Genomic DNA, 15,773 nt, shown 5'->3' on the forward strand with positions numbered 1-15,773 from the left:
CGCAGCGCCCGACCACCCCGCCGAGGCGTCCCTCGGCGGCCCGCACCCCGGAGACGGCGCCCCCGCCCCTCACGGCAGCACCCCCGCCCGCCGTGCGGCCGTCACCGCCTCGCCCCGCGTGTGGGCGCCGAGCTTGCGCATGGCCGAGCGGAGGTAGGCCTTGACCGTCTCGGCGCTCAGTCCCAGCCGGGCGGCGGCGCCCGCGTTCGTCGCGCCCGCGGCCACGCAGGCCAGCACGTCCACCTCGCGCGGCGCCAGCCGTACCGCCGCGGCCGGCTCCGGCGTGGCGGCCGTCAGCAGACCGCACGCGGACAGCAGCTCCGCCCGCAGCGCGGGGTCCGCGATCCGCGGCGCCAGCGCCCGCAGCGCCGCGTGCGCCTCCCGCACCTGTTCCCAGGCCGCCCCGGCGGCGGGCTCCCCGGCCCCGGCCCCGGACCCGGTCCCGGCCCCGGGCCGGGCGGCGGCGAGCAGCGCCCGCGCCTCCTCCCGCACCACCAGCGCCTGCTCCACGTCCCGCGCCGCCGCCACGGCCGCGCTCAGCGTGCGGTCGCCGAGCGGCTGCGCGGTGCGCAGCGCGCCGTACAGCACCCCGCGCACCCGCCGCCGCACCACCACCGGCACCGCCAGCACCGACCGCAGGCCCTCCGCGGCGACCGCCGCGTCGTACTCGTGGCTGATCTGCCGGGACATCGAGTAGTCGGTCACCGCGCACGGCCGGGCCAGCGCCACCGCCTTGCCGCCGAGCCCGTTGCCCGAGACCACCGCGAGGGCGCTCAGCGCGAGCGTCGCCGTGCCCGTCAGCTCGCTGATCCGCACTCGGGGGCGGCCAGGTTCGACCAGGCCGCCGAAGGCGACGGGCAGCCCCGTCGCACGCCGCAGCCGCACCAGCGCACCCCGGATCTCCGCCGCCCCGGACGCGTCCGCCGTCACCCGCTCGTCCCTTCGTCACGGACCCGTGCCCCACCACACCCCCGTTCGGGGGTAGTGAGACCTGCATCACGGATTACACGATGGAGCCGAGCCGCACGGCAATGGTCCGGATTCTGGACCGCACATGGAGGACAGATGACGACGGCGACGGAGATCTTCCGCGGGGCGCGGGACTTCCTGCTGGAACACCGTGAGGACTACGCCACGGCGTACGCCGGTTTCCAGTGGCCCCGCCCGGAGCACTTCAACTGGGCGCTGGACTGGTTCGACGCCGTCGCCGAGGGCAACGACCGCACCGCCCTGCACATCGTCGAGGAGGACGGCGGCGAGGTCCGCCTCTCCTTCGCCGAGATGTCCGAGCGCTCCGACCGGGTGGCGAACTGGCTGCGCGACCGGGGCGTGCGGCCCGAGGACCGCGTCCTCGTCATGCTCGGCAACCAGGCCGAGCTGTGGGAGACCGCGCTCGCCGCGATGAAGCTGCGCGCGGTCGTCATCCCCGCCACCCCGCTGCTCGGCCCCGCCGACCTGCGCGACCGCGTCGAGCGCGGCCGGGTCAGGCATGTGATCGCGCGCGCCGAGGACACCGCGAAGTTCGAGCACGTGCCCGGCGCCTACACCCGGATCTCGGTCGGCGGCCTGCCCGTGGCGGGCTGGGAGCCGTACGAGGACGTGTACGCGGCGCCCGCCGAGTTCGTGCCCGACGGCCCGACCCTCGCCGACGACCCGCTGATGCTCTACTTCACCTCGGGCACCACCGCCCGCCCCAAGCTGGTCGAGCACACCCACACCTCGTACCCGATCGGGCACCTGGCCACCATGTACTGGATCGGCCTCAAGCCCGGCGACGTGCACCTGAACATCTCCTCGCCCGGCTGGGCCAAGCACGCCTGGTCGAACCTGTTCGCGCCGTGGAACGCCGAGGCGACCGTCTTCATCCACAACTACACCCGCTTCGACGCCGCCCGGCTGATGGCCGAGATGGACCGCGCCGGCGTCACCACCTTCTGCGCGCCGCCCACCGTGTGGCGCATGCTCATCCAGGCGGACCTGAGCCAGCTGAGCACCCCGCCGCGCGAGGTCGTCGCCGCCGGCGAACCGCTGAACCCCGAGGTCATCGAACAGGTCCGGCGGGCCTGGGGCGTGCGGGTCCGGGACGGCTTCGGGCAGACCGAGACGGCCGTGCAGGTCTCCAACAGCCCCGGCCAGGTCCTGAAGACCGGCTCCATGGGCCGGCCGAGCCCCGGCTTCCGCGTCGAACTGCTCGACCCGGTCTCCGGCGCGCCCGGCGCGCGCGAGGGCGAGATCGCGCTCGACCTGTCCGCCCGCCCGGTCGGCCTGATGACCGGCTACCACGGCGACGCCGACCGCACCGCCGAGGCGATGGCCGGCGGCTACTACCGCACGGGCGACGTCGCATCCCGGGACGAAGACGGATATCTGACGTACATCGGGCGCAGTGACGATGTGTTCAAGGCCTCCGACTACAAGATCAGCCCGTTCGAGCTGGAGAGCGCGCTGCTGGAGCACGAGGCGGTGGCCGAGGCGGCCGTGGTGCCCGCCCCGGACGAGCTGCGGCTGGCTGTCCCGAAGGCGTACGTGGTGCTCGCGGCGGGCTGGGAGCCCGGCCCCGACACGGCCAAGGTGCTCTTCGAGCACTCCCGGCAGGTCCTCGCCCCCTACAAGCGCATCCGCCGCCTGGAGTTCGGGGAGCTGCCCAAGACCGTCTCGGGCAAGATCCGCCGGATCGAGCTGCGCGAGGCCACGGCCGGCGGCTCGGACGCCGAGTACCGCGAGGAGGACTTCCGGTGAGCGCTCAGCTGTCGTACGCCCACGGGACGAGCGGGACGACCCTGCTCGGCGACACCATCGGCGCCAACCTGGGCCGGGCCGTCGCCGCCTGGCCCGACCGCGAGGCGCTGGTGGACGTGCCGTCCGGCCGGCGCTGGACGTACGCGGACTTCGCCGCCGACGTGGACCGGCTGGCCCGCGCGCTGCTGGCGAGCGGCGTCGCCAAGGGCGACCGGGTGGGCATCTGGGCCGTCAACTGCGCCGAATGGGTGCTGGTCCAGTACGCCACCGCCCGGATCGGCGCGATCATGGTGAACATCAACCCCGCCTACCGCACGCACGAGGTCGAGTACGTCCTCAAACAGGCGGGCATCTCCCTGCTGTTCGCCTCGCTGCGGCACAAGAGCAGCGACTACCGGGGGATGATCGGGCAAGTGCGGCACGCCTGCCCCGACTTGCGGGAAGTCGTCTACATCGACGACCCGAGCTGGACGGAGTTCGTCGCCCGCGACACCCCGGACCGCGCCGACGAACTGCTCGCGCGGGCCGCCGAGTTGTCCTGCGACGACCCCATCAACATCCAGTACACCTCGGGCACCACCGGCTTCCCGAAGGGAGCCACGCTCTCCCACCACAACATCCTCAACAACGGCTACTTCGTGGGGGAGTTGATCGCCTACAGCGAGCAGGACCGGGTCTGTGTGCCGGTGCCGTTCTACCACTGCTTCGGCATGGTGATGGGCAACCTCGCGGCCACCTCGCACGGCGCGTGCCTGGTCGTCCCCGCCGCCTCCTTCGATCCGGCGGCCACGCTGGAGGCCGTCCAGCGGGAGCGCTGCACCTCGCTGTACGGCGTGCCGACCATGTTCATCGCCGAGCTGAACCTGCCCGGCTTCGCGGAGTACGACCTGAGCACCCTGCGCACCGGCATCATGGCGGGCTCGCCCTGCCCGGTGGAGGTGATGAAGCGGGTGGTGGCCGAGATGCACATGGCCGAGGTCGCCATCTGCTACGGCATGACCGAGACCTCGCCGGTGTCGTTGCAGACCCGGATGGACGACGACCTCGAACACCGCACCGGCACGGTCGGCCGGGTGCTGCCGCACCTGGAGGTCAAGGTCGTCGACCCGGCCACCGGCGTCACCCGACCACGCGGCAGGGCAGGGGAGTTGTGCACCCGCGGCTACAGCGTGATGCTCGGCTACTGGGAGCAGCCGGAGAAGACCGCCGAGGCGATCGACGCCGGCCGCTGGATGCACACCGGGGACCTCGCGGTGATGCGCGAGGACGGGTACGTCGAGATCGTCGGCCGGATCAAGGACATGATCATCCGGGGCGGCGAGAACATCTACCCGCGCGAGATCGAGGAGTTCCTCTACGCCCACCCCAAGATCCGCGACGTCCAGGTGGTCGGCGTACCGCACGAGAAGTACGGCGAGGAGGTCCTCGCCTGCGTGATCCCGCTGGACCCGGCCGACCCGCTGACGCTGGAGGAACTGCGCGCGTTCTGCGCGGACCGGCTGGCGCACTACAAGATCCCGAGCCGGCTGAGCGTCCTGGACGCCTTCCCGATGACGGTCTCCGGGAAGGTGCGCAAGATCGAACTGAGGCAGCGGTACGGCGCCGGGGAAAACGCGGCGCCCGAGGAGGTGTGAACCGCCGGACAACGAGTATCCGGTAGGGGCAACCGGGGGACCCCGGTCCGAGGAACCGAGTGCGCAGTCGGCGGCGCACACGGCCACGGGCCGGGGTCCTTTGCGTTCCGGGGCCCGCGGGGCGGAGGGGGCTGCGGGGCGGAGGAAGTCTGCGGGGTCGAGGAAGTCTGCGAGTTCCAGGGGGCCTGCGGGCCCCCTTCGTCGTTCCCGGACGCTCGCCGCTCCCGCACGCGCCCCCCGCGCCCGCCCCCGTCCCGGTGCCCGAGACACCCTTGACGCCCTTTCCGCACCCACCTACATTGCTTCCAGATCGTAGAAAACACTTTCCGCTATACGGAAGTACGGAGAAAGCTCACCGCGGGGCGCGACGGGCGTGCGAATCCGGCAGCCGAAGACAGCAGAAGACAGCCGAAGCAGGAGTACTCGATGGCTCGTATGACCGCTGCCCGCGCGGCAGTTGAGATCCTCAAGCGCGAGGGCGTCACCGACGCGTTCGGTGTGCCGGGCGCGGCGATCAACCCCTTCTACGCGGCGCTCAAGGCCTCCGGCGGCATCACGCACACCCTCGCCCGCCATGTCGAGGGCGCGTCCCACATGGCCGAGGGCTACACCCGCACCCACGCCGGCAACATCGGCGTCTGCATCGGCACCTCCGGACCGGCCGGCACCGACATGATCACCGGTCTGTACTCGGCCATCGGCGACTCCATCCCGATCCTGTGCATCACGGGCCAGGCCCCCACCGCCGTGATCCACAAGGAGGACTTCCAGGCCGTCGACATCGCCTCCATCGCCAAGCCGGTGACCAAGATGGCCGTCACCGTCCTGGAGGCCGCGCAGGTCCCCGGCGTCTTCCAGCAGGCCTTCCACCTGATGCGCTCCGGCCGCCCCGGCCCCGTCCTGATCGACCTGCCGATCGACGTGCAGCTGACCGAGATCGAGTTCGACCCGGACACCTACGAGCCGCTGCCCGTCTACAAGCCCGCCGCGACCCGCCCGCAGATCGAGAAGGCGCTCGCGATGCTGACCGCCGCCGAGCGGCCGCTGATCGTCGCGGGCGGCGGTGTCATCAACGCCGACGCGGCCGATCTGCTGGTGGAGTTCGCCGAGCTGACCGGCGTCCCGGTCGTGCCGACCCTGATGGGCTGGGGCATCCTGCCCGACGACCACGAGCTGAACGCCGGCATGGTCGGCCTGCAGACCTCGCACCGCTACGGCAACGCGACCTTCCTGGAGTCCGACTTCGTCCTCGGCATCGGCAACCGCTGGGCCAACCGCCACACCGGCAAACTGGACGTCTACACGGCCGGCCGGAAGTTCGTCCACGTCGACGTCGAGCCCACCCAGATCGGCAAGATCTTCGCCCCGGACTACGGCATCGCCTCCGACGCCAAGGCCGCGCTGGAGCTGTTCGTGACGGTCGCGGGGGAGCTGAAGGCGGCCGGCAAGCTGCCCGACCGCTCGGCGTGGGCCGCGTCCGCGCAGGAGCGGAAGGCCACGCTCCAGCGCCGTACGCACTTCGACGACATCCCGATCAAGCCGCAGCGCGTCTACGAGGAGATGAACAAGGCCTTCGGCCCGGAGACCCGCTATGTCTCCACCATCGGCCTCTCCCAGATCGCCGGCGCGCAGATGCTGCACGTCTACCGGCCGCGGCACTGGATCAACTGCGGCCAGGCGGGCCCGCTCGGCTGGACCGTCCCGGCCGCGCTCGGCGTCGCCAAGGCCGACCCGGACGCCCCGGTCGTGGCCCTCTCCGGCGACTACGACTTCCAGTTCATGCTGGAGGAGCTGGCCGTCGGTGCGCAGCACAAGATCCCGTACGTGCACGTCCTGGTCAACAACTCCTACCTGGGCCTGATCCGCCAGGCGCAGCGGGCGTTCGACATCGACTTCCAGGTCAAGCTGGAGTTCGAGAACGTCAACTCGCCCGAGCTGGGCGTCTACGGCGTGGACCACGTCAAGGTCGCCGAGGGCCTGGGCTGCAAGGCGATCCGGGTGACCGACCCGGCCGAGCTGGGCGCCGCCTTCGAGCAGGCCAAGAAGCTCGCAGCGGAGTTCCGGGTGCCGGTGGTGGTCGAGGCGATCCTGGAGCGCGTCACCAACATCTCCATGTCGGGCACCAACGACATCGGCAACGTCGTGGAGTTCGAGGAGCTGGCCACCGAGCCGGGCCACGCGCCGACCGCGATCAAGCCGCTGAAGGTCTGACGCACACCGGCACGCCAGCACACCGGCACGCCAGCACACCGGCACGCCAGCACACCGGCACACCGGCACACCAGCGCGTCAGCGCACCTGTTCATCCGCACAGCGCGAAGGGGTGGACCGTCCGAGGACGGTCCACCCCTTCGCCGTGCGCGCACAGCGGGCCCCGCGCCCCCGTACCGGCGGGCCCCGCTTCCCCCGTGCCCCCGTGCACCACGGGCCTTGCTTCCCCCGTACCCCCGTGCCCGTGGTCCGCGGGCCCCCTCGCCCCCGTGCCGACGGGCCCCGCGTGAGGGAAGTCTGCCCGCTCCCCACCCCGCCCGAAGCCCCCGTGCCCGGGTTCAGAGCTTGATTTGAGCATGACGTATCCGCACTGCGCCCGATGCAGTACGCGCCCCGGGGCACCGCCGGAGACCCGGGCCCGCCCGGGCCCTCTCAGATCTCCTCGTGTTCCGACAGTCCCGGCCACTCGTCCGGGCCGCCGCCCTGCCACTCGATGAGGTCGCTCTCCTCGACCTCGATGCGGTCCAGGTCGGCCAGGCGGAGGATCTCGACCACGTCGTCCAGGTGGGAGGCGAGCCCGAGCGTCACGTCGCCCTCGGTGACCCGCCGGGAGCCGTCCAGGGCCGGCGGATGCACCACGATGTGCGGATGCTGCGTGAGGTGGTCCATGCCCTCAGCCTCCCGCCCGCGCGCCCGCCCCGCACCCGGAACCGGAGCCGGCCGCAGGAGCCCGCGCACACGGAAAGGCCCGCGCACGCCGAGGAGCGCCGCGCACGCCGAGCAGCGCCGGGCACACCGAAGAGCGCCGGATGCGGGACCGTCCGCATCCGGCGCTCTTCGGCCCGGTGAGGTATCACGTGAGGGTTGGTGCCCGTCCGACGGCACGAGACTGGGCGCGACAGGACATTCGCGCCGCCGGACGGAGTCGGGTGGGGGAGGAGCCTCGCCGGGGCGAGGCGGGGGTTCCGGGCTGGGACCGCGGTGGGTGCGACGGCCGCGCGAGGCCTTCCCTCTGGTCGAGAAGGCGCTGCGCGCGAGCCTTCACCACCGCACTGGCTCGCACTCCACCGCGGTCCTCGCCCTGACCGCGCGGGTGCCGGAGCGACCACCCCTCATCCGGGTCGTCCGGCGCCCGCGCGGGGCGTTGCGCGTCCGGGTCCCGACCTCCCCGTCAGGACACCGGACGCGGTGTGCGGCTCAGTCCTCGCGCAGGGCGCGGACCGCCGCCTCCACGCGCTTGCCGTACTCGGGGTCGGCGGCGTGGAAGTGTGCGAGGTTCTTCTCGACGACGTCGTTGCGGGAGACCTGCGAGAGGCCGCCGGCGATGGTCGCCACCAGACGCTCCTTGGCGTCCTCGGCGAGCAGCCGGTACAGCTCGCCCGCCTGGAAGAAGTCGTCGTCCTTGGTGTGCTGCGGGGCCTCGTGCGTGCCGGTGTGGCCGGAGACGGGCAGCGGGGCCGACAGCGGGCGGCCGGTCTCCACCGGGCCGTCGTAGGAGTTCGGCTCGTAGTTCTTGGCGTACCGGCCCTGGGAGTTGGCGGCCATCAGGCCGTCGCGGCCGTAGTTGGCGGCGCCGCCGGGGACGGCCCTGGGGGCGTTCACCGCGAGCTGGGTGTGGTTGACGCCCAGGCGGTAGCGGTGGGCGTCGGCGTAGGCGAACAGCCGGCCCTGGAGCATCTTGTCCGGCGAGGGGCCGATGCCGGGCACGAAGTTGTTCGGGGAGAACGCGGCCTGCTCGACCTCGGCGAACACGTTGTCCGGGTTGCGGTCCAGCACCAGGCGGCCCACGCGCCGCAGCGGGTAGTCCGCGTGCGGCCACACCTTGGTCAGGTCGAACGGGTTGAAGCGGTAGTTCGCCGCCTCGGCCGCCGGCATGATCTGGACGTACAGGGTCCAGGACGGGTGCACCCCGCGCTCGATGGCCTGGAGCAGGTCGGTCTGGTGCGAGTTGGGGTCCTTGCCCGCCAGCTCGGCGGCCTGCTCGCCGGTCAGGCAGCGGATGCCCTGGTCGGTCTTGAAGTGGTACTTCACGAAGAAGGCCTCGCCGGCCTCGTTCGTCCACTGGTAGGTGTGCGAGCCGAAGCCGTCCATGTGGCGGTACGACGCCGGGATGCCGCGGTCGCCCATCAGCCAGGTCACCTGGTGGGTGGCCTCGGGGGAGTGCGCCCAGAAGTCCCACACATTGTCCGGCTCCTGGCGGCCGGTGAACGGGTCGCGCTTCTGGGAGTGGATGAAGTCGGGGAATTTGATCGGGTCCTTGATGAAGAACACCGGGGTGTTGTTGCCGACGAGGTCGTAGTTGCCCTCCTCGGTGTAGAACTTCACCGCGAAGCCGCGCGGGTCGCGCACCGCGTCCGCGCCGCCGAGCGAGTCGGCCACCGTGGAGAAGCGGACGAACACCTCGGTGCGCTTGCCGATCTCGCCGAGGAAGTCGGCGTGGGTGTAGCCGGTGACGTCGTCGGTCACCTCGAAGCGGCCGTAGGCGCCGGAGCCGCGGGCGTGCACGACGCGCTCCGGGATGCGCTCGCGGTTGAAGCGCGCCAGCTTCTCCAGGAGGTGCTGGTCCTGCAGGAGGAGCGGGCCGCCGATGCCGGCGGAAGCGGAGTTCTGGTTGTCGGCGACCGGGGCGCCGGACTCTGTCGTGAGCACGCGCTTCGACATCGAAGACCTTCCGTACGAGGGGCAGCGGAAACTTGTTTCCGCTTTGTGGAGCCTAGGTTCGGCGCGATCGGAACGTCAACAGTTTGTTGAAGAACGTCGATCGCCGCCGGGAGACGGTGGAGCGCCGCAGGTGAGCCAGGGCGGCACGTGGTTCCGGGCGACGCCGCCGCCTGGGCGCGACAGGACAGGTGTCAGCGGCGGCGTCGCCCGGAGTTCTCGGGCGGGACCCGTAGGAGTCCCGTCAGACCTGGGCGCCCGACAGGCGCTCCACGGCCCGCAGCAGGGCCGAGTGGTCCAGGCCGCCGTCGCCCTGGGCGCGCAGCGAGGCGACCAGCTGGGCGACCACGGCGCCCACCGGCAGCGCGGCGCCGACGTTGCGGGCGGCGTCGGTGACGATGCCCATGTCCTTGTGGTGCAGGTCGATGCGGAAGCCCGGCTTGAAGTCCCGGTTCAGGAAGTTGTCCTTCTTGCGGGTCAGCACGGTCGAGCCGGCCAGGCCGCCGTTGAGGACGTCCAGGGCCGCGGCGAGGTCCACGCCGGACTTCTCCAGGAAGACCACGGCCTCGGCGCACGCCTGGATGTTCACGGCGACGATCAGCTGGTTGGCGGCCTTCACGGTCTGGCCCGAGCCGTGCGGACCGCACAGCACGATGGTCTTGCCGAGCGCGTCGAAGATCGGCTTCGCCTCGTCGAAGTCGGCCTGCTCGCCGCCGACCATGATGGACAGCACCGCCTCGATGGCGCCGGCCTCGCCGCCGGAGACCGGGGCGTCCAGCACGCGGACGCCCTTGTCCTTGGCGGCCTTGGCCAGGTCGACCGAGGTCTGCGGGGTGATCGAGGACATGTCGATCAGCAGCGCGCCGGACCTGGCGTTCTCCAGGATGCCGTCCGGGCCGTAGGCGATGGCCTCGACCTGGGGGGAGGCGGGCACCATCGTGATGATCACGTCGGCGTCCTCGACGGCCTCGGCGATCGAGCCGGCCGCGGTGCCGCCGGCGGCGGCCAGCCGGTCCAGCTTCTCCTGCTCCAGCGTGTAGCCGGTGACCTGGTAACCCGCCTTGATCAGGTTCTCGGACATGGGGGAGCCCATGATGCCGAGGCCGACCCAGGCGATCTTCGGGAGGTTGCTCATAACGGGGGTGCCTCTCTCAAAAGCTGTGCTACGTCTGCGACTTCGGCGGGCCTGTGCGCGGCCCGAGTGCGCTCATCGGCCCGGGGTGCGCCCGGTGACCCGGTGCGCTCACGGGCCCGGAGTGTCCTCCGCGGCCCGGATTGCTCAGCGGGCCGCGCGGGCCTCGGCCGGCAGCCAGTCGAAGGCCTCGGCGCTCGGCCGGTCGCCCGGCTTGTACTCCAGGCCGACCCAGCCGTCGTAACCGGCCTTGCGCAGCTGGTCGAGCAGCTCCTCCAGAGGGAGGGAGCCGGTGCCGGGGGCGCCGCGGCCGGGGTTGTCCGCGATCTGCACATGGCCGGTCTTGGCCGCGTACCGCTCGATCACCGCGGGCAGGTCCTCGCCGTTCATCGACAGGTGGTACAGGTCCATCAGGAACTTGGCGTTGCCGAGGCCGGTGGCCGCGTTCACCTTGTCCACGACCTCGATCGCGGCGGGCGCGCTGACCAGCGGGCACAGCGGCGACTCGGGCTTGTTCAGCGCCTCGATCAGCAGGGTGCCGCCGATCCGGCCGACCGCGCGGGCCGCCAGCACCAGGTTCTCCAGGGCGAGCGCGTCCTGCTCGGCGGGGTCCACGCCCTCGACGCGGTTGCCGTACAGCGCGTTGAACGCCGTGCAGCCGAGGGAGTCGGCGAAGCCGATCGCCACGTCGATGTTGGCGCGGAACCTCTCCGACTCCTCGCCGGGGATCGACAGGGCGCCCCGGTCGGGGCCGGGCAGCTGTCCGGCGTAGAAGTTCAGCCCGGTCAGCCGGACGCCCGCGTCCTCGATCGCCTTCTTCAGCGCGTCGAGTGCGGACTGCTCGGGGGTGGGGGCGTCGACCCAGGGCCACCACAGCTCGACCGCGGTGAAGCCGGCGGCGGCGGCGGCCGCGGGGCGCTCCAGGAGCGGGAGTTCCGTGAAGAGGATCGACAGGTTGACGTTGAAGCGCTGGTCTGCGAATCCCATCGGGGCCGCGCTCCCTTCCGTATCGCTATTCCGTATTGCGGAAGTTCGTTTCTGCTTAATGGAAGACTGCCGGTGAGAGTCGCGGCTTGTCAAGAGGGGAGCCCCGTCCGCGCGTCCCGGACCGTCCGGGAAGGCCCCTGATCACCGCGCCCGCGTTAGGTTGAGCGGGTGCGATTGAGAGTTGAGTTCACGACCGAACCCTTCGACCTGGACGAGGCGCCGCCCCACGCGGTGGTGGCCCGCGAGGTGGTCGAGGCGGCGGAGCTGGACGCCGTGGACGTCGGGCCGTTCGGCAACACCGCGGAAGGGGGCGCCGACGCGGTCCTGACCGCCGTGGACGCCCTGCTGCGCAAGAGCCTGAAGGCCGGCGCCACCCGTATCTCGCTCCAGGTCAATGTGATCGGGGAGGGTGATAGGTGACCGGGCAGGAGCCGTTCATCGCGGCCGTGAAGCCGCTGGTCGACGCGATCGGCGGCGAGCTGCTGCCGCCGGACGAGGCGGGCCTGGACGACGTGGTGCTCGCCTGGGAGGGCGTGGACGCCGTCGCCGTGCGCCTGCCGCAGCTCGCCGACTCCCTCGACCACATCCTGGCCGCCATGGAGCGCCGCAAGGGCGTGCCGCTGGCGGAGCTGGACCGCAAGGCCAAACAGGAGGTCGTCCGGGTGCTGGAGGCGCGCGGCGCCTTCGCGGTGCGGCACGGCGTGGAGACCGTCGCGAGCGCGCTCGGCGTCAGCCGGTTCACCGTCTACAACTACCTCAACCGGGAAAAAGAAGCCTGAGCGGCGTCGACCGGGAGGAGCGCGACGAAGCCGCGGCCGGGCGTAACCGGCCCGACTCCGGGGTTTACCCGGAATTTTCAACAAAGTGTTGACGTGATGTTTCGGAGAGCGTTAGCTATCCGCAGCCCGTTCAGCACGAAGGCCGTTCGCGGCCACGGAGGCTCCCGTGACTACGACTTCCACGCCGTCGGGCCTCGCCCGCTTCAACGCCCTCCCGGATGCCGCGGCCCGCGCCGCGCTCCTGGAGGCGTGCGCCGCCACGGCGTGGGCGGAGCGGCTCCTGGCCGCCCGCCCCTACGCCGGCGCCGACGATCTGTACGCCGCCAGCGACGCCGCCATGGCCGAGCTGACGGAGGCGGACCTGGCCGAGGCGATGGCCGGCCATCCGCCGATCGGCCGGCCGAGGCCCGGCGACCCGACCTCCGCCCGCGAACAGAGCGGCATGGCCGGGGCGTCCGAGGACCTGAAGGCCGAGATGCTCGAACTCAACCTGGCCTACCAGGACAAGTTCGGCCATGTCTTCCTCATCTGCGCCACCGGCCGGACCGGCGAGCAGATGCGGGACGCGGTCAAGGAGCGGATCGGCAACTCGCCCGAGCAGGAGAGGGAGATCGTCCGCACCGAACTGGGGAAGATCAACCGTATCCGGCTCGGGCGGCTGCTCGAAGACGCCTGAGCCCCGCTCGATGACGACCGGGCCGGACCGGGGACGCCGGGCCCGCCCGGCGGCCTCGACACCCGCTCGACGACGCCCGAAGAGGAAACCATGAGCACCGAGACCACCGCCTCCGTGTCCACGCACATCCTGGACACCAGCGTCGGCCGCCCCGCCGAGGCCGTCGCCGTCCGCCTCTCCGCCCGCTCGGGGCGGGAGGCGGACTGGCAGGCGCTCGGCGGGTCCGCCACCGACGCGGACGGGCGGTGCAAGGACCTTCCGGCCCTGCCGGAGGGCACCACCCACGTGCGGCTCGACTTCGAGACCGAGCCGTACTTCGCCAAGAAACAAGCCGCGGCCCAGCAGGACGCCCCCGCGCTCCGGGACAGCGAGAACGGCCGGCCGGTGTTCTTCCCCGAGGTCACCATCACCTTCGCGGTGGTGCCCGGGGAGCACTACCACGTTCCGCTGCTGCTCAACCCGTTCGGCTACTCCGTTTACCGAGGGAGCTGACCGACACATGACCCGTTTCGTCCTGGGACAGAACCAGTACGGCAAGGCAGAGAACCGCGTAGTCAAGATCACGCGTGACGGCGACACGCACCACATCAAGGACCTGAACGTCTCCGTCGCCCTCTCCGGCGACATGGAGGAGGTCCACCGCAGCGGCTCCAACGCCAACGTCCTGCCGACCGACACCACCAAGAACACGGTCTTCGCCTTCGCCAAGGAGCACGGGATCCAGAGCGCCGAGGACTTCGGCGTCAAGCTCGCCCGCCACTTCGTGGACAACAACGAGCCCATCCACCGGGCCCGCATCCGCGTCGAGGAGTACGGCTGGGAGCGGATCGAGACCTCCAAGGGCGGCGCCCGCTTCGTCGGCGCCGAGGAGATCGCCCACTCCTTCGTCCGCACGGGCCAGGAGACCCGGGTCGCGCAGATCACCTACGACGGCCACGGCATCCAGGTGCTCTCCGGCTTCAAGGACCTCACCGTCCTGAACTCGACCAACTCCGAGTTCTTCGGCTTCCTCAAGGACAAGTACACCACCCTCCAGGAGGACCACGACCGCATCCTCGCCACCACCGTCTCCACCTGGTGGCGGCACAACTGGGACGGCATCGACTCGCACGCCCCCGACTGGGAGCGCTCCTACAACGGGGTGCGCAAGCACGCGCTGCAGGCGTTCGCCGAGACCTACTCGTACTCGCTGCAGCAGACCCTGTTCGAGATGGGCGTCCGGGTGCTCAACTCCCGTGACGAGGTGGACGAGATCCGCTTCTCGATGCCCAACAAGCACCACTTCCGCTCGGACCTGTCGCCCTTCGGGATCGACAACGAGGCCAAGGACGGCGCCGTGTACTACGCCGCCGACCGCCCCTACGGCCTGATCGAGGCCACCATCCTGCGCGACGGCGCCGAACAACTCATCCCGGTCGACATGACCAACCTCTGACGCGGGACGCGCGCCACCGGCCCGGCCGCCCGGGCCGGTGGCGCGCCACACCGGAGGGAACACCATGGCACAGCCTGCAACGGAGCCGGCGAAAGGCTCCTGTTCCACCCCGCCGGTGCACACCGAGGACGCCGTCACGTCCGTGCACCCGGTGGACGAGAAGCTCCACCCCTCGCGGCTCGTCCCCGCCGCGCTCCAGCACATCGCCGCCATGTACGCGGGCGTCGTCACTCCTCCGCTCATCATCGGCCAGGCCTGCGGCCTCGACATCGCGGCCCGCACCCGGCTGATCGCCGCCTCGCTGCTCATCGCGGGCGTGGCCACCATCCTGCAGACCATCGGCGTCAAGGGACTGGTCGGCAATCGCCTGCCCTTCGTGAACGCCGCCTCCTCGGCCGGCATCGCGCCCATCCTCGCCATCGCCGAGACCAACTCCACGGGACACCAACTCCCCGCCATCTACGGCGCGGTGATGGTCGCCGGCGTCTTCTGCCTCGCCATCGGACCGTTCTTCGGACGGCTCCTCAGATTCTTCCCGCCGCTGGTCACCGGCGTGGTCATCACGCTCATCGGCGTCACCCTGATGCCCGTGCCCGTCGGCTGGGCGCAGGGCGGCGACAAGACCGCCGCCGACTTCGGCTCGATGCGCAACCTCGCGCTCGCCGGCTTCACCCTCGCCGTCATCCTGCTGATCCAGCGTTTCGGCAAGGGCTTCGTCAAACAAGTCGCTCTGCTCTTCGGCCTGTTGGTCGGCACGCTGGCCGCGATCCCGTTCGGCATGGCCGACTTCAGCGGCATCCGGTCCGCGCCCGTGGCCGCGCTGCCCACCCCGTTCGCCTTCGGCGCCCCCGAGTTCCAGCCCGCGGCCATCCTGTCGCTGTGCATCGTGATGCTGGTGCTGATGACCGAGTCCAGCGCCGGGATGCTCGCCCTCGGCGAGATCTGCGACCGCCGCGCGGACGCCCGCACCATCACCCGCGGCCTGCGCACCGACGGCATCGCCACCCTGCTCGGCCCCGTCTTCGGCGGCTTCCCCACCTCCGCCTTCGCCCAGAACGTCGGCGTCGTCTCGCTCACCCGGGTGCGCAGCCGCTACGTCGTCGCCGTCGCCGGCGGCGCCCTGCTGGTCCTCGGCGCCTTCCCGGTGCTCGGCGCGGTCGTCTCCCTGGTGCCCATGCCGGTCCTCGGCGGCGCGGGCATCGTGCTGTTCGGCTCGATCGCCGTCAGCGGCATCCGCACCCTGTCCGAGGCGGGCCTCGACGACAGCTCCAACATCATCCTGGTGGCCGTCGCCCTCGGCGCGGGCATCATCCCGCTGGCCGCACCGACCTTCTACGCCGAGTTCCCGGCGTGGGCGCAGACCGTCCTCGGCTCCGGGATCAGCGCCGGCGCGATCGTCGCGGTCCTGCTCAACCTGTTCTTCCACCATCTCGGCACCCGGAGCCGCACCGCGGCCCCGGCACTCAAATCCTCCTAGGGTCCTGCCGTGCCCTCCCCGTGGTCCCTCCGGCCACGGGCCGCC

Annotated in this window: 14 protein-coding genes; 9 read left to right on the plus strand and 5 right to left on the minus strand. The window is 71.5% G+C overall.

Features of this window, described 5'->3' with window-relative positions; all coding sequences use genetic code 11:
* Window positions 1-69 precede the first annotated feature (69 nt).
* Window positions 70-930: a helix-turn-helix transcriptional regulator gene (locus K7787_RS07080; protein ID WP_223000864.1), complete on the minus strand. Its 861-nt coding sequence runs from the start codon at window positions 928-930 to the stop codon at window positions 70-72.
* Window positions 931-1,065: 135 nt separating this feature from the next.
* Between K7787_RS07080 and K7787_RS07085 the strand changes: the two genes are divergently transcribed.
* From K7787_RS07085 to gcl, 3 genes are all read left to right on the plus strand, one after another.
* Window positions 1,066-2,739: an AMP-binding protein gene (locus tag K7787_RS07085; protein ID WP_009191353.1), complete on the plus strand. Its 1,674-nt coding sequence runs from the start codon at window positions 1,066-1,068 to the stop codon at window positions 2,737-2,739.
* Window positions 2,736-4,373 carry an AMP-binding protein gene (locus K7787_RS07090; protein ID WP_223000865.1) on the plus strand — a complete coding sequence of 546 codons (1,638 nt, stop codon included), beginning with the start codon at window positions 2,736-2,738 and terminating at the stop codon, window positions 4,371-4,373. The genes K7787_RS07085 and K7787_RS07090 overlap by 4 nt, the downstream gene beginning before the upstream one ends.
* Window positions 4,374-4,799: 426 nt before the next feature.
* Entirely contained in the window at window positions 4,800-6,584 is a 1,785-nt protein-coding gene (gcl, locus tag K7787_RS07095; protein WP_009191355.1) for a glyoxylate carboligase, read from the plus strand.
* Between the two features lie 432 nt (window positions 6,585-7,016).
* On the opposite strand, the gene K7787_RS07100 is transcribed toward gcl, so the two are convergent.
* The 4 genes from K7787_RS07100 to K7787_RS07115 form a co-directional block, all read right to left on the minus strand.
* Window positions 7,017-7,253, minus strand: coding sequence for a hypothetical protein (locus K7787_RS07100; protein WP_223000866.1), 237 nt, complete (start codon window positions 7,251-7,253; stop codon window positions 7,017-7,019).
* A gap of 528 nt (window positions 7,254-7,781) precedes the next feature.
* Window positions 7,782-9,245 carry a catalase gene (locus tag K7787_RS07105; RefSeq protein WP_019985030.1) on the minus strand — a complete coding sequence of 488 codons (1,464 nt, stop codon included), beginning with the start codon at window positions 9,243-9,245 and terminating at the stop codon, window positions 7,782-7,784.
* Window positions 9,246-9,486: 241 nt separating this feature from the next.
* Window positions 9,487-10,377, minus strand: a complete 891-nt coding sequence (locus K7787_RS07110; protein WP_223000867.1) for a 2-hydroxy-3-oxopropionate reductase — start codon at window positions 10,375-10,377, stop codon at window positions 9,487-9,489.
* A gap of 144 nt (window positions 10,378-10,521) precedes the next feature.
* Window positions 10,522-11,361 carry a TIM barrel protein gene (locus K7787_RS07115; RefSeq protein WP_223000868.1) on the minus strand — a complete coding sequence of 280 codons (840 nt, stop codon included), beginning with the start codon at window positions 11,359-11,361 and terminating at the stop codon, window positions 10,522-10,524.
* Window positions 11,362-11,529: 168 nt separating this feature from the next.
* Here K7787_RS07115 and K7787_RS07120 point away from each other — a divergent pair, with 168 nt between their 5' ends.
* From K7787_RS07120 to K7787_RS07145, 6 genes are all read left to right on the plus strand, one after another.
* On the plus strand, window positions 11,530-11,781 hold the full coding sequence (locus tag K7787_RS07120) for a YkoF family thiamine-binding protein (protein ID WP_009191360.1): 252 nt from the start codon (window positions 11,530-11,532) through the stop codon (window positions 11,779-11,781).
* Window positions 11,778-12,140 (plus strand): helix-turn-helix domain-containing protein, encoded by a 363-nt coding sequence (locus K7787_RS07125; RefSeq protein ID WP_009191361.1) that lies wholly within the window; start codon window positions 11,778-11,780, stop codon window positions 12,138-12,140. Before K7787_RS07120 ends, K7787_RS07125 begins: the two co-directional genes overlap by 4 nt.
* Window positions 12,141-12,306: 166 nt before the next feature.
* Entirely contained in the window at window positions 12,307-12,816 is a 510-nt protein-coding gene (gene uraD / locus K7787_RS07130) for a 2-oxo-4-hydroxy-4-carboxy-5-ureidoimidazoline decarboxylase (RefSeq protein ID WP_019985034.1), read from the plus strand.
* 90 nt (window positions 12,817-12,906) lie between these two features.
* Window positions 12,907-13,308 carry a hydroxyisourate hydrolase gene (gene uraH, locus K7787_RS07135; protein WP_223000869.1) on the plus strand — a complete coding sequence of 134 codons (402 nt, stop codon included), beginning with the start codon at window positions 12,907-12,909 and terminating at the stop codon, window positions 13,306-13,308.
* Between the two features lie 7 nt (window positions 13,309-13,315).
* On the plus strand, window positions 13,316-14,251 hold the full coding sequence (gene pucL, locus K7787_RS07140; protein ID WP_009191363.1) for a factor-independent urate hydroxylase: 936 nt from the start codon (window positions 13,316-13,318) through the stop codon (window positions 14,249-14,251).
* 64 nt (window positions 14,252-14,315) lie between these two features.
* Window positions 14,316-15,728 (plus strand): nucleobase:cation symporter-2 family protein, encoded by a 1,413-nt coding sequence (locus tag K7787_RS07145; RefSeq protein WP_009191364.1) that lies wholly within the window; start codon window positions 14,316-14,318, stop codon window positions 15,726-15,728.
* Window positions 15,729-15,773 lie beyond the last annotated feature (45 nt).

The organism is Streptomyces sennicomposti, from assembly GCF_019890635.1.
GTDB lineage: Bacteria > Actinomycetota > Actinomycetes > Streptomycetales > Streptomycetaceae > Streptomyces > Streptomyces sennicomposti.